This is a genomic window from Pseudomonas fluorescens, assembly GCF_004683905.1.
Taxonomy (GTDB): Bacteria; Pseudomonadota; Gammaproteobacteria; order Pseudomonadales; family Pseudomonadaceae; genus Aquipseudomonas; species Aquipseudomonas putida_A.
In genome coordinates, this window is the sequence record NZ_CP038438.1 from 3974161 (window position 1) to 3993320 (window position 19160).

At 60.9% G+C, this 19160-nt stretch carries 12 protein-coding genes; 3 read left to right on the forward strand and 9 right to left on the reverse strand.

The genetic code is table 11. From position 1 onward, the window contains the following. Positions 1–99: 99 nt before the first annotated feature. The 7 genes from E4T63_RS18225 to leuC form a co-directional block, all read right to left on the reverse strand. Positions 100–2736 carry a FimV/HubP family polar landmark protein gene (locus E4T63_RS18225; protein ID WP_135296204.1) on the reverse strand — a complete coding sequence of 879 codons (2637 nt, stop codon included), beginning with the start codon at positions 2734–2736 and terminating at the stop codon, positions 100–102. A gap of 209 nt (positions 2737–2945) precedes the next feature. After that, positions 2946–3956, reverse strand: a complete 1011-nt coding sequence (locus E4T63_RS18230) for an aspartate-semialdehyde dehydrogenase (RefSeq protein ID WP_135296205.1) — start codon at positions 3954–3956, stop codon at positions 2946–2948. Positions 3957–4203: 247 nt separating this feature from the next. Further along, positions 4204–5316, reverse strand: coding sequence for an aspartate-semialdehyde dehydrogenase (asd, locus tag E4T63_RS18235; RefSeq protein ID WP_003226428.1), 1113 nt, complete (start codon positions 5314–5316; stop codon positions 4204–4206). A gap of 66 nt (positions 5317–5382) precedes the next feature. Beyond that, positions 5383–6465: a 3-isopropylmalate dehydrogenase gene (gene leuB, locus E4T63_RS18240; protein WP_135296206.1), complete on the reverse strand. Its 1083-nt coding sequence runs from the start codon at positions 6463–6465 to the stop codon at positions 5383–5385. Between the two features lie 54 nt (positions 6466–6519). Further along, positions 6520–7287: a class I SAM-dependent methyltransferase gene (locus E4T63_RS18245; RefSeq protein ID WP_135296207.1), complete on the reverse strand. Its 768-nt coding sequence runs from the start codon at positions 7285–7287 to the stop codon at positions 6520–6522. A 128-nt stretch (positions 7288–7415) separates the two neighbouring features. Beyond that, positions 7416–8060, reverse strand: a complete 645-nt coding sequence (gene leuD / locus E4T63_RS18250; RefSeq protein WP_135296208.1) for a 3-isopropylmalate dehydratase small subunit — start codon at positions 8058–8060, stop codon at positions 7416–7418. Positions 8061–8073: 13 nt separating this feature from the next. Then, a complete protein-coding gene (leuC, locus tag E4T63_RS18255) occupies positions 8074–9492 on the reverse strand; it encodes a 3-isopropylmalate dehydratase large subunit (protein ID WP_096796153.1) in 1419 nt (472 codons plus the stop codon). 141 nt (positions 9493–9633) lie between these two features. Between leuC and E4T63_RS18260 the strand changes: the two genes are divergently transcribed. From E4T63_RS18260 to E4T63_RS18270, 3 genes are all read left to right on the forward strand, one after another. Continuing rightward, complete coding sequence (locus E4T63_RS18260; RefSeq protein WP_103367614.1) at positions 9634–10524, forward strand: LysR family transcriptional regulator; 891 nt, start codon at positions 9634–9636, stop codon at positions 10522–10524. 68 nt (positions 10525–10592) lie between these two features. Next, complete coding sequence (locus E4T63_RS18265; protein ID WP_135296209.1) at positions 10593–13871, forward strand: sensor domain-containing protein; 3279 nt, start codon at positions 10593–10595, stop codon at positions 13869–13871. 86 nt (positions 13872–13957) lie between these two features. Continuing rightward, the gene (locus tag E4T63_RS18270; RefSeq protein ID WP_135296210.1) at positions 13958–15649 is read left to right on the forward strand and encodes a molecular chaperone HscC; all 1692 of its coding nucleotides are present in this window, start codon (positions 13958–13960) and stop codon (positions 15647–15649) included. Here E4T63_RS18270 and E4T63_RS18275 read toward each other — a convergent pair. Both E4T63_RS18275 and E4T63_RS18280 read right to left on the reverse strand, forming a co-directional pair. After that, entirely contained in the window at positions 15646–18342 is a 2697-nt protein-coding gene (locus E4T63_RS18275; protein ID WP_135296211.1) for a DUF805 domain-containing protein, read from the reverse strand. The genes E4T63_RS18270 and E4T63_RS18275 overlap by 4 nt on opposite strands. Continuing rightward, positions 18339–19034, reverse strand: coding sequence for a DUF1266 domain-containing protein (locus E4T63_RS18280; RefSeq protein WP_135296212.1), 696 nt, complete (start codon positions 19032–19034; stop codon positions 18339–18341). Before E4T63_RS18280 ends, E4T63_RS18275 begins: the two co-directional genes overlap by 4 nt. Between the last annotated feature and the right edge of the window lie 126 nt (positions 19035–19160).

Below are 19160 nucleotides of genomic sequence, written 5' to 3' on the forward strand. Positions count from 1 at the left end.
CTTGCTCGCGAAGGCGGTCGATCAGGCACCACAGAAATCCAGCCCAAAAAAAAACGGCAGCCTCGATGGGCTGCCGTTCCGTTTACTGCTGACGCTGGCTCATGCCAGGTGCGAAAGCATTTCCTTGGCTTCGCCACGCTGCTTTTCGTCACCCTCGGTCAACACTTCGTTGAGGATGTCGCGTGCGCCGTCGCTGTCGCCCATATCGATGTAAGCCTGGGCCAGATCGAGTTTGGTCGCGGCTTCGTCGGTGCCGGCGAGGAAGTCGAAATCGTCCTCGCCCAGATCATCGCCCATGGCCGCATCGGCTTCGGTGAAGGTCGGCTCGGCGATGCTCTGCGACAGGCGATCCAGCTCGGCGTTGACGTCATTCAGTTCCGCTGCGAATGCGTCAGGCTCGGCCGCCGGGTTGCTGTCCATTTCATCAGCCAGCGACAGATCGAAATCCGCCGGCAGCTCCAGATCGTCCTGTGGCACTTCGTTGGCGACCACAGGTTCGGCCGGCGACAGATCTTTCACGCCTTCGTCCAGATCCAGCAGGAAGTCATCATCCGCCAGATCCGCCGCCGGAGCTGGCGCAGGCTCGGCACCCAGATCCAGATCGAGGTCGAAGTCCGACAGGTCGTCGAGGTTCTCTTTGATCTCGGTCTGCTGTTGCAGCACCGATTCAAAGCTCAGATCGTCGTCGGCCGGGAACTCGTCCAGCTCCACCGGAGCTTCAGGCTCAACAACAGGTGCAGGCTCAACCGGAGTGATGTTGTCGAGATCGTCCAGGCTCAGGTCGAACGCGCTGTCCAGGTCGTCCGCCGCAGGCTCAGGCGCAGGCGCCTCTGGCTCGTCGAGCAGCAGCTCCTTGACGTATTGCGCATCGAGTTCGGCGGCGGCTGCCGCTGCAGCCAGACCCGCGACAGCGACGACCGCCATGGCCGGGAAGCGTTTTTTCAGCTCTTCGACCTTGGCGAAGTTATCACCGTTGGCCACCAACTGACGCTCCTGACCCACGAACGCATCGCGATCACCCTGCTGACCGTAGACTTCCATCAGCTTCAGACGCAGATCACTGCGTTGCGGCTCGAGGCTGACGCCCTCTTCCAGCAACGCTGCGGCCTGATTCAGGCGACCGGCATTGATGTGCGACTGAGCCTTGTCCAGCACGTCATCGGAACGCTCGGCGGACGGTGCGACCAATGGCGCGGCAATCGGCTCAGCCATCACCACCGGAGCCACTACCGCAGCAGGCGCTGGCGCAGGTGCCGGGGTGTTGAGCTTGACGCTGGCAGCAGGTGTTTCCAGGCCTTCGAAGCTGCTTTCCGGCAGATCCTGCTCGGCGGAGAACTCTTGCTCTTCCGCCAGAGCGCGAGCCATGCGCAGGTGTTTCTCGGCTTCCTGCTGGGCTTTGCGGCGACGGGCCAGCAGCAACAGCAGAAGCAGCAACACCACCGCACCGCCACCGATCAGACCCAGCAGGATCGGATTGGTCAGCAGTTCATTGAAGGTTTTATCCTCGTCAACAACCGGTTTCGGCGCGACCACCGGCGTTTCAGCAGGCGTGTCGACCGGTGGCGCAATCGCCGATTCAGGTGTTGGCGCCGCTTCTGCCGGGGTGGCTGGAGGGGTTGCAGCCAGTTCGGCGGTGATCGCCGGTACGGCAGCAGTGGCGGCTGGCGCAGCGCCCGGGCCTTCGGCCTGCATCTTCGCCAGTTGATTGTTCTTCAGCTCGATCAGGCGTTGCAGCTTGTCCAGCTGACTTTGCAGATCGGCCATGCGGCTTTTCAGTTCCTCGTTGTCACGACGGGTCGTGTCGAGGCTTTCCTGAGTCACCGCCAGCTTGTTGCTCAACGCCTTGGCATCGCCGGCCGGGCCTTTGCCACGCCCTTTGGCGTTTTCGGCAGAGACCAGACTCAGGTTGTCCTTGGCATTCTGGCCGGCGCCGACATTGCTGCGACCACGCTTGGTGGCATCGAGCTGCTGCTGGCCGGTACCCGGCTTGGCCACATAGCGACGACCCTGACGCCAGGCTTCGTTCTGCGCGGCGACTTCGGCAATCGCTTTCGATTGCGGCAGCGCGGTGCTTTCCACCGAGTCCGGCAGGCGCAGCACCTGACCGGTTTTCAGCCGGTTGATGTTGCCGTCGATGAACGCATCCGGGTTGAGCGCCTGAATCGCCAGCATGGTCTGCTGCACCGAACCGCCGGTGCGCGCCTTCGCGGCAATTTCCCACAGGGTGTCGCGCGGCGTGGTGGTGTATTGCGACGGGTGCGTGGCGCCAGTGGTCGGTGCGGTGATGGTCTGCGACGGTGCCGGTTGCGCGGCGGCGTCAGCGGTCTGTGGCGAGAATTTCGACGGATCCAGCAGCACACTGTAATCGCGCAGCAGACGGCCATTCGGCCACATCACCTGCACGAGGAATTTCACCATCGGTTCCGACAGCGGCTTGCTCGACGTTACGCGCAGCACGCTTTTGCCGCTGGCGTTGAGCACCGGAGTGAACGTCAGGTCGTTGAGGAAGGCCTGGCGATCGACACCGGCCTTGGCGAAATCTTCGGGTGAAGCCAGGCTCGGCACCACTTCGGCAGCGGTGAGATCCTTGACGTCGAGCAGCTCGATCTCGGCCACCAGCGGCTGGTTCAGGGTCGACTTCAGGGTCAGCTCCCCGAGCCCGAGGGCATGCGCCATACCGGAGGACAGCGCCGAGGCGGCCGCTATTGCTAACACCAGTTTGCGAACTTGAACCATAGCCTCATCCTTTGTTTGAACGTTCCTCGGCCAGCGAGAAGATGTTGATTGCCGCTGCCGTAAGGCATTGCGCGCGACGACGACAGACTGCCGCGCGCGATCATTTCTTTGATGCCCCGGAAAGTCCCGGAGGGTGACACGTTATCAAGTGCTCCGGGCAAGCATAGCGCTCACCTAGAATCAGTCGACAAATTGTTGCCAAGTATCTTTTACGGCAGGTCTTTTATCAACAATTCAGCGACCTGCACAGCATTCAGGGCCGCGCCTTTGCGTACGTTATCTGACGTCAGCCACAGATTAAGTTCCGCCGGGTCGTCGACACCGCTGCGCACCCGACCGACATAGACAACGTCCTGCCCCACCGCGTCACCCACCGCAGTCGGATAATCGCCGGCCTCAACCAGCTCGATGCCGGGCGCATCCTCAAGCGCAGCGTTGACCTTTGCCAGGTCAACCGCACTCGCTGACTGCAAGGTCACGCTATAGCTATCGCCAAAAAACACCGGGGCTTGAACGCAAGTGGCGGAAATCTTTAATAAAGGCTGCTTCAGCACCTGACGCAACTCGCGCACCAGCCGCTTTTCCAGCAGCGTGTGGCCTTGAGCGTCGGGCGTGCCGACCTGGGCCAACAGGTTGAAGGCCATCTGCCGATCAAAGAAAGTCGGCTCCAGCGGACGCATGTTCAGCAACTCAGCGGTCTGCCGCGCCAGCTCGGTCACAGCTTCGCGACCTTGGGCGGACACGGCCAGATTGGCGGTGACGTTGACGTATTGCAGTTCGAGCAAATCGAGCAGCGGCGCCAGCACCACGGCCAGCGTCGTCGCCGAAGGGCTTGGGCTGCTGACCTGGAACGGTGCTTTCAGACCGGCAATGACCTCGGCGTTGGCCTCCGGCACCACTTGCGGCGCCTGCTCGGCCGGCAATGCGCCGGACAGATCGATCAGCGAGCAACCGGCCGCGTGGGCACGCGCCGCGTAACTCAGGGAAACGGCAGCGCCAGCGGCGAAGAACACCAGTTTGACCTTGCTGAAATCGAACTCGTCGACTTCACGCACGCGCACGTTCTTGTTGCGGAACAGCACCGAGCTGCCGGCGGATTCGCTGCTGGCCAGGAGGTGCAGGTTGCCGACCGGAAAGTCGCGTTCTTCGAGAATCTGTACGAGGGTTTCGCCGACAGTACCGGTGGCGCCGACGACGGCAATATCAAGGGTCTGGGTCATGGTTCTACCTCTGGCGAAACGGGGGGAGCGGCACTTTACCGGGTGACTGCCATGCAGGCAATTTCTGCGGGACTTGCAGTGTCTGTTCTGACCTCTTCGCGAGCAAGCCCGCTCCCACAGGGGGAACGCATTTCAAGGGTGGGAGCGGGCTTGCTCGCGAAGGCGCCAGACCTGACACCGGAAAACCTCAGGCATAAAAAAACCCGCACCTATCACAAGGCACGGGTTCTTTCATTGCATCAAGCGATCAACGCTCCAGCAGGATCCGCAGCATGCGACGCAGCGGTTCGGCCGCGCCCCACAGCAGTTGGTCGCCGACGGTGAACGCACCGACGAATTGCGAGCCCATGTTCAGCTTGCGCAGACGACCCACCGGTACGTTCAGGGTGCCGGTGACCTTGGTCGGGCTCAGCTCCTGCATGCTGATGTCGCGGTTGTTCGGCACCAGTTTGACCCAAGGGTTGTGCTGGCTGATCAGCCCTTCGATATCAGCGATCGGCACGTCTTTGTTCAGCTTGATGGTCAGCGCCTGGCTGTGGCAACGCATGGCGCCGATGCGCACGCAGATGCCGTCGACCGGGATCGGGCTCTTGAAGCGGCCGAGGATCTTGTTGGTCTCGGCCTGGGCCTTCCACTCTTCACGGCTCTGGCCGTTCGGCAGTTCCTTGTCGATCCACGGGATCAGGCTGCCGGCCAGCGGCACGCCGAAGTTTTCGGTCGGGTACGCGTCGCTGCGCATGGCTTCGGCCACGCGACGGTCGATGTCGAGGATCGCGCTGGCCGGATCGGCCAGTTGATCGGCCACCGCAGCGTGGGTCGCGCCCATCTGCTTGATCAGTTCACGCATGTTCTGCGCGCCGGCACCGGAGGCCGCCTGATAAGTCATGGCGCTCATCCACTCGACCAGACCGGCCTCGAACAGACCACCCAGGCCCATCAGCATCAGGCTGACGGTGCAGTTGCCGCCGATGTAGTTCTTGGTGCCCGCGTCCAGTTGCTGGTCGATGACCTTGCGGTTGACCGGGTCGAGAATGATGACGGCGTCATCGTTCATGCGCAGGCTGGAAGCCGCGTCGATCCAGTAACCCTGCCAGCCGGCTTCGCGCAGCTTCGGGAACACTTCGCTGGTGTAGTCGCCGCCCTGGCAGGTCAGAATCACGTCGAGGGTTTTCAGCTCTTCAATGCTGTAAGCGTCCTTGAGCGGAGCAATGTCCTTGCCCACGGACGGGCCTTGGCCACCGACATTGGAAGTGGTGAAAAACACCGGCTCGATAAGATCGAAATCCTGCTCTTCCAGCATCCGCTGCATGAGCACGGAACCGACCATGCCGCGCCAACCGATCAGACCTACACGTTTCATCGCAACTACACCTTCTTGAAAAGTGGGCCGCTGCTTTGTATTGAATTTCGCAGCGGGCCCGAGAGATTACAGATTCCGCAGCGCGGCGACTACTGCGTCACCCATTTCCTGCGTTCCGACTTTAGTGCAACCGGCCGAATAAATGTCACCGGTACGCAAGCCTTGATCCAGCACCACGCTGACGGCTTTCTCGATGGCATCGGCCGCATCGTGCAGATTGAAGCTGTAACGCAGCATCATCGACACCGACAGAATGGTCGCCAGCGGGTTGGCAATGCCTTTGCCCGCGATGTCCGGGGCCGAACCGTGGCAAGGCTCGTACATGCCCTTGTTGTTCGAATCCAGCGAGGCCGACGGCAGCATGCCGATGGAGCCGGTAAGCATCGAGGCTTCGTCGGACAGGATGTCGCCGAACATGTTGTCGGTGACGATCACGTCGAACTGCTTCGGTGCGCGCACCAGTTGCATGGCGGCGTTGTCGACGTACATGTGGCTCAGTTCGACGTCCGGATAATCCTTGGCGACCTGCTCGACCACTTCACGCCACAATTGGCTGGACGCCAGCACGTTGGCCTTGTCCACCGAACACAGCTTCTTGCCACGGACCATGGCCATGTCGAAACCGACGCGGGCGATACGGCGGATTTCACTTTCGCTGTACGGCAGGGTGTCGTAGGACTGACGCTCACCGTTTTCCAGGGTACGGGTGCCGCGTGGCGCGCCGAAGTAGATGCCGCCGGTCAGCTCACGGACGATCAGGATGTCCAGACCAGCAACGATTTCCGGCTTCAGGCTCGAAGCGTCGGCCAGTTGCGGGTAGAGGATCGCCGGACGCAGGTTGCCGAACAGGCCCAGCTGCGCACGAATTTTCAGCAGACCGCGCTCAGGGCGGATGTCACGCTCGATGGTGTCCCATTTCGGGCCGCCCACGGCGCCCAACAGGACTGCATCGGCTGCACGGGCACGCTCGAGGGTTTCGTCGGCCAACGGCACGCCATGCTTGTCGATGGCCGCGCCACCGATCACGTCATGGCTCAGCTCGAAGCCCAGGCTGTACTTGTCGTTGGCCAGCTCCAGCACCTTGACCGCTTCGGCCATAATTTCCGGACCAATACCGTCACCTGGGAGAATCAGAATCTGCTTGCTCATGCTTTCCTCGTGTCTTCAATCGGTGCGCCACTCAGGGCGCGCCCGGAAAAATTCTTAGCGTTCAGCCATCAGTACGATTACATCTGTACTGAACGAGCCGTCGGCATCAATCTCAAAATATTCGCGCACTTCATTGCCCATCGACTGCTGCAACTGGCGGATCGCCGCGCGCATCACTTCGGGCGTGCGCATACGCTCCACCCAACTGCTGTACTCCAGACGCAGGCGCTGACGGCTGGTGCTGCGGGTATGCAGCCCGGCCTCGCCGACCTGACGCAGCCACTCACCGGCGGAATAGTCGCGCACATGGCTGGTGTCGCGCAGCACTTCGACGCTTTGCAGGTAAGTGTCAAACAGCGGACTGCCCGGTGACAACACGTCGATGAACGCTGCCACACCGCCCGGTTTCAGCACCCGACGCACTTCGCGCAGGGCCACCCCGAGGTCGCTCCAATGGTGCGCCGAATAACGGCTGAACACGTAATCGAATTCACCATCGGCAAACGGCAGGCGCTCGGCGGCGCCGTTGACCGTGGCAATGTTGTTCATGCCGCGATCAACCGCCGCAGCGGCCACCACATCGAGCATTTGCTGCGACAGGTCGTAGGCCACCACTTCCTTGACCAGCGGCGCCACATGAAAACTCACATGACCGGCACCGCACCCCAGGTCCAGCACCCGGGCGTCGCCCTGCCCGGCCAGTTCAGCCTGTAGCAGCGCGAACTCGGTGCCTTGAGCGTGAACAGCGCTGCTCAGGTAGGCGGCGGCCTGTTCACCGAATTGCTTTTGTACAACCTGACTGTGCTGGGCGGTGCTGGTCATGGTCACTTCCTGGTATTTGTGTTGTTTGGGCCGGCCTCTTCGCGAGCAAGCCCGCTCCCACAGGGGAATGCATTTCAAATGTGGGAGCGAGCTTGCTCGCGAAGGGGCCAGCCCTGACTACATCAATCTTATGCGTCGCGGAACAACCACGGCTGGCTCACACGATGCTTGGCCTCGAACGCGGCAATCGCATCACCGTCCTGCAAGGTCAGGCCGATATCGTCCAGCCCATTCAACAAGCAATGCTTGCGGAACGCGTCGATCTCGAAGCGGTACACCTTGCCGTTCGGGCTGGTCACGGTCTGTTCGTGCAGATCGATCTGCAATTGATAGCCCGGCTCGGCCTCGACCTGCTTGAACAACTCATCGACTTCAGCGTCGCTCAGGATGATCGGCAGCAAGCCGTTCTTGAAGCTGTTGTTGAAGAAGATGTCGGCGTAGCTCGGCGCGATGATGCTGCGGAAACCGTATTCTTCCAGCGCCCACGGCGCGTGTTCACGGCTGGAGCCGCAACCGAAGTTCTCGCGGGCCAGCAACACGCTGGCACCTTGATAACGCTCGGCGTTGAGCACGAAGTCCTTGTTCAACGGACGCTTGGAGTTGTCCTGATACGGCTGGCCGACATCCAGGTAACGCCACTCATCGAACAGGTTCGGGCCGAAACCGGTGCGCCTGATCGACTTCAAGAACTGCTTGGGAATGATCTGGTCGGTGTCGACGTTGGCACGATCCAGAGGCGCGACGAGACCAGTGTGCTGGGTAAAGGCTTTCATGCTGCGCTTCCTTTTAGATCAATTCACGAACGTCGATGAAACGACCGTTTACCGCCGCCGCAGCGGCCATGGCCGGACTCACGAGGTGGGTACGGCCACCGGCACCCTGACGGCCTTCGAAGTTACGGTTGGAGGTCGAGGCGCAATGCTCGCCGGACTCCAGACGGTCCGGGTTCATCGCCAGGCACATCGAGCAACCCGGCTCACGCCATTCGAAACCGGCTTCGAGGAAAATCTTGTCCAGACCTTCGGCTTCCGCCTGCGCCTTCACCAGACCCGAGCCCGGTACGACGATTGCCTGCTTGATCGTCGAAGCGACTTTGCGACCCTTGGCGATCACGGCTGCAGCGCGCAAGTCTTCGATGCGCGAGTTGGTGCAAGAGCCGATGAACACGCGATCCAGCTGAATGTCGGTGATCGCCTGATTGGCGGTCAAACCCATGTATTTCAAGGCGCGGACGATCGAATCGCGCTTGACCAGATCCATCTCTTTGGCCGGATCCGGCACGTTCTGATCAACGGCCAGCACCATTTCAGGCGAAGTGCCCCAGCTGACTTGCGGCTTGATCTGCGCCGCGTCGAGTTCAACTACGGTGTCGAACTTGGCATCAGCGTCGGAGACCAGGTCTTTCCAGGCTTCAACCGCCTGATCCCACTGCGCGCCTTTCGGCGCGAACGGACGGCCCTTGACGTACTCGACGGTTTTTTCATCCGCAGCCACCAGACCCACACGGGCGCCGGCTTCGATGGACATGTTGCAGATGGTCATGCGGCCTTCGACGGACAGGTCGCGGATCGCGCTGCCGGCGAATTCGATGGCATGGCCGTTACCGCCGGCGGTGCCGATCTTGCCGATCACCGCGAGGACGATGTCCTTGGCGGTCACACCGAATGGCAACTGACCTTCGACGCGCACCAGCATGTTCTTCATTTTCTTCGCGACCAGGCACTGGGTGGCGAGCACGTGCTCGACCTCGGAAGTGCCGATCCCGTGCGCCAAGGCACCGAACGCGCCGTGGGTCGAGGTGTGCGAGTCGCCGCAGACCACGGTCATGCCCGGCAAGGTTGCGCCCTGCTCCGGGCTGATCACGTGGACGATGCCCTGACGGATGTCGTTCATCTTGAACTCGACAATGCCGTATTCATCACAGTTGTCATCGAGGGTCTGCACCTGCAAACGCGAGACCTGGTCGGCAATCGCGGCGATGCCGCCCTTGCGCTCCGGTGTGGTCGGTACGTTGTGGTCCGGGGTCGCGATGTTGGCATCGATGCGCCACGGCTTGCGCCCGGCCAGACGCAGGCCTTCGAAGGCTTGCGGCGAGGTCACTTCGTGGATGATGTGACGATCGATATAGATCAGCGCCGAGCCATCGTCGCGCTGTTTGACCAAATGCGAATCCCAGAGCTTGTCGTAGAGCGTTTTGCCGGCCATCAGACGGTTCCTCATCAGCTTGTTTCTATGCCCTGGGCTTATCAATAACCCTTTGGCTTGTGAGGCCGATCCTATGGGGTTACATTAAATAACTCAAATTCATATTTTTTATGCTTTGGATAACCAACTGGAATACGAACCATGGATCTGGCCAACCTCAATGCTTTTATCGCCATCGCCGAGACCGGCAGCTTCTCCGGCGCCGGGGAACGCCTGCATCTGACGCAACCGGCGATCAGCAAACGCATCGCCGGACTGGAGCAGCAATTGAAGGTGCGGCTATTCGACCGACTCGGTCGTGAAGTGGGCCTGACCGAGGCCGGCCGCGCCCTGTTGCCCCGGGCTTATCAGATTCTCAACGTGCTGGACGACACCCGCCGTGCCCTGACCAACCTGACCGGCGAAGTCAGCGGTCGGCTGACCCTGGCCACCAGTCACCACATCGGCCTGCACCGCTTGCCGCCCCTGTTAAGGGAATTCACCCGCCGCTACCCACAGGTGGCGCTGGATATTCAGTTCCTTGATTCGGAAGTGGCCTACGAAGAGATTCTCCATGGCCGTGCGGAACTGGCGGTGATCACCCTGGCGCCAGAGCCGCACACACTGGTCAAAGCCGCGCCGGTGTGGGACGACCCGCTGGATTTCGTGGTGGCGCCGGAACATTCGCTGATCAGCAACGGCGCGGTGAGTCTGGCGGACATTGCCGGTCATCCGGCCGTTTTTCCCGGAGGCAACACCTTTACTCATCACATTGTCCAACGCTTGTTCGAAGCCCAAGGGCTGACGCCGAACATCGCCATGAGCACCAACTACCTGGAAACCATCAAGATGATGGTCTCCATTGGTCTGGCCTGGAGTGTTCTGCCCCGCACCATGCTTGATGAACAGGTGGCGCGCATACCTTTGCCGGGCATACAGCTCAGTCGCCAGCTAGGCTATATCGTGCACACCGAACGGACGCTGTCGAATGCGGCAAGGGCTTTCATGGCCTTGCTGGATGCGCAAATCGATCTGCCAGGGACTCCAGGCTAACTTGTGCTACTCCTATAGAGCCGCTGTCCCTGTACCTAACGCCACCATCAGCTCAAGGCCCGTTAACAATGCCGAAATCTGTTGACCGAATTCCGCCGATGCCGCGTATTCAGGCCATTGATCCGCGACGTTCCGAGCAGAGCTGGGAGAGTGCGCCGCAATTGCTCGCCGCGCTCAACGGCGCCCGGCTCGGTGCCTGGTATTGGGACATCGAGCGCGGGCAGATCAGCTGGTCACGGGGTACCCAGGCGCTGTTCGGCTTCGATCCACGTCAACCGTTGCCCCAGGACCTGGAATATCTCGACCTGCTGCCGCCCGAAGACCGGGCGAAAACCGTGCGCGCCTTCCACGCGGTGATTGCCGGCGCCCCGCTGGAACAGGCGATGCACCACCGCATCCGCTGGCCCGACGGCAGCCTGCATTGGCTGGAAATCAGCGGCAGCCTGCTGCCGGACAAAAACGGCCGGCCCCGAATGATCGGGGTGATTCGCGAAATCACCCACCAGCGCCAGCGCGAACAGGCTCTGAGCAGCTCGGAGAAACGTTTCGCCACACTTTTTCACCTGTGCCCGAACATGGTGCTGCTGACGCGCCAGGAAGACGGCCTGATCACTGAAGCCAACCAGTATTTCGAAAGTCTGTTCGGCTGGCCGGTCCAGGACGCCATCGGTCGCACCACACTGGAACTGGGCCTGTGGGTGCACCCCGAACAACGCGCAGAGCTGGTGAAAAAGACCAAGGCCAAAGGTGAATTGATCAGCATGGAAGTGCAGTTCCGCGCCAGCAACGGGCAGATTCATGACGGTATCCTCAGTGCGCAAAAGGTCGAACTCGAAGGCCAGCCGTATCTGCTCAGCACGTTTCTCGACACCACCGAACGCAAAGCCGCCGAACACGCCTTGAAAGACAGTCAGGAACGCCTTGATCTGGCGCTGGACTCGGCGCAACTCGGCACCTGGGACTGGCACATTCCCAGCGGCATGCTCTACGGCTCGGCGCGGGCCGCGCAACTGCACGGGCTGGAGCCGATCCCGTTTCACGAGTCGTTCGAGGAGTTTTTCGAAGGCGTGCCCGGTGAGGAGCGCGACAGCATGCGCGACGCCTACCGCAGCCTGCGTGAAGGCCCGGCCGGCAACTATCAACTGACCTATCGCGTGCAACTGGCGGATGGCAGCTCACGTTATCTGGAAAGCCGCGCCCGCCTCTACCGCGACGAAAATGGCGCGCCACTGCGTATGGCCGGGACCTTGCTGGACATCACCGATCAGGTCGAGCGCGAGCAACGCCTGGTCGCCTCCGAAGAGAAATTTGCCACGCTGTTCCAGGTCAGCCCCGACCCGATCTGCGTCACCCGCCAGGACAGCGGCGAGTTCATCGAGATCAACAACAGCTTCACCCAGACCTTCGGCTGGAGCGCCGCCGACGTGATCGGGCGCACCGCCGAGGACATCGGCCTGTGGGACGCCTCGGCGAAAAGCCTGCAACGTATCGAGCGGGTGATCCGCGAACAGGGCCTGAGCAATGTCGCAATCATCGTCCAGCACAAGGACGGCCAGTCGCTGACGTGCGTGATTTCCAGCCGGCAGATCAGCGTCGGCAATCAGCCGTGCATCGTCACTACCCTGCGCGACATCACTCAACAGCAGCGCTCCGAGGCCGCACTCAAGGCCAGCGAAGAGAAATTCGCCAAGGCGTTTCACTCCAGCCCCGACGCGATCACCATCACCGAACGTGACACCGGGCGCTATCTGGAGGTCAACGACGGTTTCTGCCGCCTCACCGGTTATCGTGCTGAAGAAGTGGTGGGCAAGACCGTGTACCAGATCGGCATCTGGGCCGAAGAGAAACAACGCTCGGCTCTGCTTGCCGAACTGCAGATCAAGGGCCGCGTGCACCATCAGGAAATGCTCGGGCGCAACAAGCGCGGTGAGTTGCTGACCGTTGAAGTGTCGATCGAACCGATCACCCTCAACGAAACGGCGTGCCTGCTGCTGACCGCCCGGGACGTCAGCCTGTTGAAAAACGCTGAAGCACAGATCCGCCATCTGGCCTATCACGATCCGCTGACCAATCTGCCCAACCGCGCCTTGCTGATGGATCGCCTGAGCCAGCAGATTGCCCTGCTCAAGCGCCACAACCTGCGCGGTGCGCTGCTGTTCCTCGACCTCGATCACTTCAAGCACATCAACGACTCGCTGGGTCATCCGGTCGGCGATACGGTGCTGAAAATCATCACCGCGCGGCTTGAAGCCAGCGTGCGCATGGAGGACACGGTGGCGCGTCTCGGCGGCGATGAATTCGTGGTGCTGCTCAGTGGCCTCGAAGGCACGCGCAACGAGGTCAGTGCACAAGTGCGGGAACTGGCCGACACCATTCGCGAACTGCTCTCGGAGCCGATGTTCCTCGACGGCCAGCGCCTGCAAGTGACACCGAGCATCGGCGTGGCACTGATTCCCGATCACGGCTCGACCCCGACCGACCTGCTCAAACGCGCCGACATTGCGCTGTACCGGGCCAAGGATTCCGGGCGCAACACCACGCAGATGTACCACAACACCATGCAAAAGGCGGCCAGCGAACGGCTGCGCATGGAGACTGACTTACGTCTGGCGTTGTCGCGCGGTGAATTCAACGTGCACTACCAGCCGCAGGTCGATGCGCGGGACAACCGCATCATTGGCGCCGAGGCGCTGGTGCGCTGGAATCACCCGGAACTCGGCGCGCAATCGCCCACTGAATTCATCAAGGTGCTGGAAGACAGCGGGCTGATTCTGGAGGTCGGTACCTGGATCCTCGATGAGGCCTGTGAGGCGTTCAAACAATTGATCGCGCTGAAACTGGTCGACCCGCTCAACTTCAGCCTGTGCGTAAACATCAGCCCACGGCAGTTCCGCCAGAACGACTTCGTCGAACGCATCGAACACAGCATGAGCAGCCACGGCCTGCCCTGCTCGCTGCTGAAACTGGAGATCACCGAAGGCATCGTCATCCAGAACCTGGAGGACACCATCAGCAAGATGCGCCGCCTGAAAAAACTCGGTGTGAGCTTCGCCATGGACGATTTCGGCACCGGCTATTCATCGCTGACCTACCTCAAGCGCCTGCCGGTGGACACCCTGAAAATCGACCAGTCGTTCATCCGCGACGCAACCACCGACCCCAACGACGCCGAGATCATCCGCGCCATCGTCGCCATGGCCCGCAGCCTGGAACTGGAGGTGATTGCCGAAGGCGTGGAGACGCCGGAGCAACTGGCGTTCCTTCAGGGGCTGGGCTGCCATTTGTATCAGGGCTATCTGCACAGTCGGCCGGTGGCGTTGGAGGCGTTGAAAAAGATGCTGTCGTGAGGCGGGCAGTTTGCAACAGATCAATAATTGTCAGGATTTGCGACAACCTGTAGGGTCGCGTTTTTTGCGCTGTTTCGAGATCGATCATGCAGGATGCAACCCTTCCCCGCCCAGCCCTGCTGGGCATTGACCTTGGCACCACCAACAGCCTGATCGCCGTCTGGCAGGACGGTCAGGCCCGATTGATCCCCAACGCCCTCGGCGAGGTACTCACCCCGTCAGTGGTCAGCCTCGATGAAGATGACACGATTCTGGTCGGCAAAGCCGCTCGCGCTCGCCTGACCACGCATCCCGATCGCACAGCCGCTGCCTTCAAGCGCTTCATGGGCAGCGACAAGCGAATCGAACTCGGGAATCGCCACTTCAGCCCGGAAGAATTGTCGGCGCTGGTGCTCGGCTCGCTCAAACAGGACGCCGAAGCATTTCTCGGCTACCCGGTATCGGAAGCTGTAATTTCGGTGCCGGCGTATTTCAGTGACGAGCAACGCAAGCGCACCCTGTTCGCCGCCGAACTGGCCGGCCTCACCGTCACCCGCCTGATCAATGAACCGACCGCTGCCGCGATGGCCTATGGGCTGCACGAGCAAAAGTTCGAGCGCACATTGATCTTCGATCTGGGTGGCGGCACGTTCGACGTCACGGTGCTGGAATACGCACTGCCGTTGATCGAAGTGCATGCCTCCACCGGCGACAACTTCCTTGGTGGCGAGGACTTCACCGCTGCGCTGTTGCAAGCCTGCCTGAAAAACTGGCAACTGACCCCGTCAACGATCGATGCTCAAGGCATGGCCAGCCTTGGCGACGCGCTGGAGCAGCTCAAGTGCAAACTCGGCGAAGGCACTCAGTCATTGCGCTGGCAGCATGTCGACCGGTCATTTGAATGGTCGCTGGACGAAACCGCCGCCGTGAAGATCTGGGAGCCATTGCTCGCACGATTGCGCGCACCGATCGAACAGGCTCTGCGCGATGCACGCCTGAAGCCCAGGGATCTCGACAGCCTGGTGCTGGTCGGTGGCGCCACGCGGATGCCGGCGGTGCAGCAGATGGTCGCCACGCTATTTGGACGCTTGCCGTATCGGCATCTCGACCCGGACACCATCGTTGCACTCGGCGCGGCCACGCAAGCTGCGTGCAAGGCGCGTGATGGTGCGGTGGAAGAGTTGATCCTGACCGATGTCTGCCCTTACACGCTGGGTATTGCGACCATGCGCGGCAACGGTATCGACGGTGCCTTTTCGCCGATCATCGAACGTAACACCATCATCCCGACGTCACGGGTGGAGCGCTATCACACCACCCATCCCGGTCAGGCACAGATCCGCATTGCGGTCTATCAGGGCGAACGGCCGTGGGTACGCGACAACATCCTGATTGACGCTTTCGATGTCGACTTGACGCCCTGCGATCACATTCAGGAACTGGATGTGCGCTTCAGTTACGACATCAACGGGCTGCTCGAAGTCGACGTCACGCTGCTCGAAACCGGTGATCGCCACAGCCACAGTATTGACCGCAGCCCTACGGGGCTGGATGAACAGGCGCGAAGGGAAAGCCACAACCGCCTGTCCACACTGAAGGTCCATCCACGTGATGCATTACCCAACCGCACATTGCTGGCCCGCCTGGAACGCGCGTGGATGCAGAGCCTCGGCACACAACGCGAACGCATTGCCGAATGGCTGCACAGTTTCACTACGGTACTCGGCGGCCAGCAACCGTCAGAGATTGCCAGCCACCGCTCGGAGCTCAACAAGGCGCTGGATCAACTGCGCCTTTAGCCGTTGAGCCGACGCAAAGCAGCCTGCAGGCCGCCGGACAGCATGTCGCTACCACCGCTGTCCGGCGGCACGCCGTAGCGGTTGGGTAATTTATCTCCCGGAAAACCGAACAGCACCAATGGCAAAAATGGCAGGACCGGTGACAGCGCCATGAATATCAGCAACGTTGGTATGCCCCGGCCCATGTCGTGCAACCGGCGCAGAATGGCGCCGAGCAGCAGCAGGACACCGAGTAACAGGATGAGAATGCCAGAGGCCGTGGTGCCACTGATCAGACCTGCCACCGGTGTAATCACCACAACCCCCAGAACCTGAGCGATAAAAGCCTTGCGCCCCAGCCGAGACCCCAGGCGCCAGATCGCACCCGCCGGTACCGGCTGAATATCACTGTTGGCCAGCAGTAACCGTTCCGACCAGGACAGCAAGGCACACAATGCCAGCCGTAACCCGATACTGTTCTGCACGTCATCCTTGCCCTGCTGCAATTGGCGCAGTACGCGCGTTTTCGGCACACCGGCAGCGCCATAACGAATCAGGGACTTGAGTGCGTCCAGTGCCTCATACGCCAGCAGTTTGTCGACACCAAAATCCGTCAACACCTTGCGCGGCGGCCACACCGGCTCGCCCTTGATCAAGCCGTCGCGAAAACCTTCGAACCAGTCGTCCTCACAACTGACCGCCGCGATCGACTGCAACAAGGCACGATGCTGTTCGGCGCCCAGGCTCGGGTCGTGATAGAGCACGCCCCAGAACATCAACAAACCCAGCAGATCGTCACCGCAGGCTTCCCGGTCGCTTTCGACGCAGGTGTAAAGCAAGGTATTGGCAGGCAGTCTGGCGCTGTCGAGAGCCTGTTGCACGCTGAACAATTGCTGCACCAACAAACCATGAACCGGATCATCGCCTTGCAGCCATCCCAGTAAACCGTCGCAACTGCCTTGCTCACGCCGCAAGCGCTGCAACAGTGGCTGCAACCGAGCCAAAGGATGAGCAGGATTGAATGCCAGGCGCTCCAGGCACTGTGCATCAATCAACTGCAGCCAACGCCCGGGCTGCTCCAGCAACGCCAGTAAAAACAGGGTCTGGGCATTCCATTCCCATGTAGCCTGCCCCAAGCCAACCGGCGGCAATTCAATACCGCGAAGGCTCAACTGCAGCAGCAGATCGAGTTCGGACAAGTCGCAGTCGTCTTTGACGGCGCTCAGGCTGAACGCTTCGGCCATTCGCTCCAGCGCCGCGGCGCTGTAGGGCCGCAAGCGTCGCAGCCACAAACGACAGACCTTGTGCGTTTCGCCTTTTGTCAGCACCTCGGGCAAGCTGCGCGAAATCGCGTCCGCCTCGCAGAAAGCGTCCATCGCCTGCGCAATCGGGGCACTGCTCAACCAGCGCAGATGCTGCCCGGCCTGATATTTGAAACCGCCCATCACCAGGCTTTCGAGCGCATCGACCGGCAGCGGCGCATCCAGAATCTGCTGCAGCAACGCCGAATCCCCCCGATGCAACGCCCAGGCCTGGCGGTACAGCTGCAGCAATCGGCTGTCGGCATTTTCGCCCAACAGCTGTGCTAACAATGGGAGTTCATCGCCCGTCATGCGCCAGTCGACAAAGCTCTGCGCCAGACTATCAAGCTGCAACTGCCCGACATCCAGCCAACGATTCAGCGTCTCCGGGCGCTGTGACGGACTGCCATAGACCTGGCACTCATCCCCGAGATCCTCTGACCAGTCAGCGCAGTCCTGCAGACGATCGAATGCCTGAATCAGCAGCGGTAGAAAGGTCGGCTGTCGCTTGGCACACAGCTCCAGCAGACGGCTTTCAGCCATCGGATGACGATGTTCGCTCCACAGCCGGATCCAGCAAGGCAATGCATGATCGTCCCGGCCCAACAAGCTGTTCTGACACGCCAGCAAGTACAGCCAGTCCACATCATCCGGAGCTGCAAGTTGCTGCTCGACACAGCACTGCAAAAATGTCGACGCACCGATTCCCGCTTGAGTGAACTGCACCAGCAAGCGCTTGATGAACACAGCATCATCCGGCAACGGCAGGCACGTGTGCTGACTGGCGAAGTCGGCGAACTCATGGAGGGGGCGCTGAGAGAAGATGAAGTCGAGACTACGGGCGTACCACAGCGATTCAGTCTGCGCAGACTCTGACCAGGAGCTCATCAGATCCGTGTTGAATGGGTCGGGCGTTTCGATTCGCTGCAGAAAGGCTTCCACCCGGTGTGCATCATCGAACTCCAGATCGAGCAACTGTTGATCCCAGGCCATTCGCCTGGCCAACAGGTTCGCGCAACGGTAGGACAACGGACCGGCACCCGCCATCCGGTGGTAGAGCCCCCAACTGAGCTCATCCAGCTCATCCAGTGACAATTCATCCAGTGCCTGAACAAATGCCTGCCATGCCGCGAAATTGAACCGCCGCGCGGGATCATCAAGCAGCTCGCAGAAATTCACGAACACCTGAGGGATCGCGACGATCTCCTGCTCTGCCTCTTCGGACTGTTCTTCGGACTCGTCCTCCTCTTCCTCACGCGCCAGACGCATCGCGTTTTCGTAAGCCATGCGCAACGCCTGAAAGCCCTCCGGATCGGTCTCTGGATGATGCGCCGGCAGGCGTGCGCGGTAGGCATTGCGAATCAGGTTTTCGTCAGTAGTAGGCTCGATGCCCAGTCGGATCCAGCAACTCATGACCAGTCGAACTCCTTGAGCGATGCCGGCCGTGGCGGCAGCTCAATTTCCATGTGCCAAGGCAAATCAGCCAGAAAGTGCGGAATGTTCTGCGCAAGGCCACGAGTAATCCGCAGGTTGTGGGCGCTGTTACCCTGTCGGTCCAGCTCGCAAGCCAGCTCGTCATCGCTGGTGCTCAGGCAGCTCCAAAAGGTCCGACCCACCACAAAACCATTGAAATAAGCCATCCAGCTGCCGTAGTGAAATTGCGCCCTGATGGCCAAGCGACTGTGCAGCCAGTTGCTCTCGACCAAATCGATCCACTGATTGCGTACCGCACACCGCAGGAGAAACCCCATCCGCCCGTAATCCCAGGACAAAATCCCCCCGGGGCCGCAACTGCCGAACGTACGGCTGGCGAATTCATGCAGGACACGCTCGCGGGGGCTCAATTCTTCGAGCAACGCCTGCCATTGACTCGGCAGACAACGCTGCCAAGCCAGATAGGCACCGCTGAGATGCTTGGCATGGCCGTCATCGGTCATCCATTCGAGCATGTCGAACAATTGCCGCCGATCATCGATCCCCCAGCTGTCTTTCAGATCGATGTAGTGGTCATCGCAGAACGCGGGGTCGTCGTACCCGGCGCCGGTATTGAGCGCAGCCATTGGTGCAGAAAGGGCGCACAGCCAGCGCTGTTGAATCTCGTCCATGAAAAAAGACTCCAGGCCGACCGCCAAGGAGTGGGGCCGGCAAAATTGCGGAGAATTGTAGAGAAACCGCTGTCAGGGGCAAAGTCGAACAGCGCTTTTCTTGCGGCCACAAAAAAGGCCCCGACG

What these genes read in the sequence shown, in the direction of transcription:
- E4T63_RS18280 (WP_135296212.1), bottom strand. Translation starts at nt 19,034, where the DNA reads ATGGACGAGATTCAACAGCGCTGGCTGTGCGCCCTTTCTGCACCAATG.
- E4T63_RS18275 (WP_135296211.1), bottom strand. Translation starts at nt 18,342, where the DNA reads ATGAGTTGCTGGATCCGACTGGGCATCGAGCCTACTACTGACGAAAAC.
- leuC (WP_096796153.1), bottom strand. Translation starts at nt 9,492, where the DNA reads ATGGCCGGCAAAACGCTCTACGACAAGCTCTGGGATTCGCATTTGGTC.
- E4T63_RS18245 (WP_135296207.1), bottom strand. Translation starts at nt 7,287, where the DNA reads ATGACCAGCACCGCCCAGCACAGTCAGGTTGTACAAAAGCAATTCGGT.
- asd (WP_003226428.1), bottom strand. Translation starts at nt 5,316, where the DNA reads ATGAAACGTGTAGGTCTGATCGGTTGGCGCGGCATGGTCGGTTCCGTG.
- E4T63_RS18230 (WP_135296205.1), bottom strand. Translation starts at nt 3,956, where the DNA reads ATGACCCAGACCCTTGATATTGCCGTCGTCGGCGCCACCGGTACTGTC.
- E4T63_RS18265 (WP_135296209.1), top strand. Translation starts at nt 10,593, where the DNA reads ATGCCGAAATCTGTTGACCGAATTCCGCCGATGCCGCGTATTCAGGCC.
- E4T63_RS18260 (WP_103367614.1), top strand. Translation starts at nt 9,634, where the DNA reads ATGGATCTGGCCAACCTCAATGCTTTTATCGCCATCGCCGAGACCGGC.
- leuB (WP_135296206.1), bottom strand. Translation starts at nt 6,465, where the DNA reads ATGAGCAAGCAGATTCTGATTCTCCCAGGTGACGGTATTGGTCCGGAA.
- E4T63_RS18225 (WP_135296204.1), bottom strand. Translation starts at nt 2,736, where the DNA reads ATGGTTCAAGTTCGCAAACTGGTGTTAGCAATAGCGGCCGCCTCGGCG.
- leuD (WP_135296208.1), bottom strand. Translation starts at nt 8,060, where the DNA reads ATGAAAGCCTTTACCCAGCACACTGGTCTCGTCGCGCCTCTGGATCGT.
- E4T63_RS18270 (WP_135296210.1), top strand. Translation starts at nt 13,958, where the DNA reads ATGCAGGATGCAACCCTTCCCCGCCCAGCCCTGCTGGGCATTGACCTT.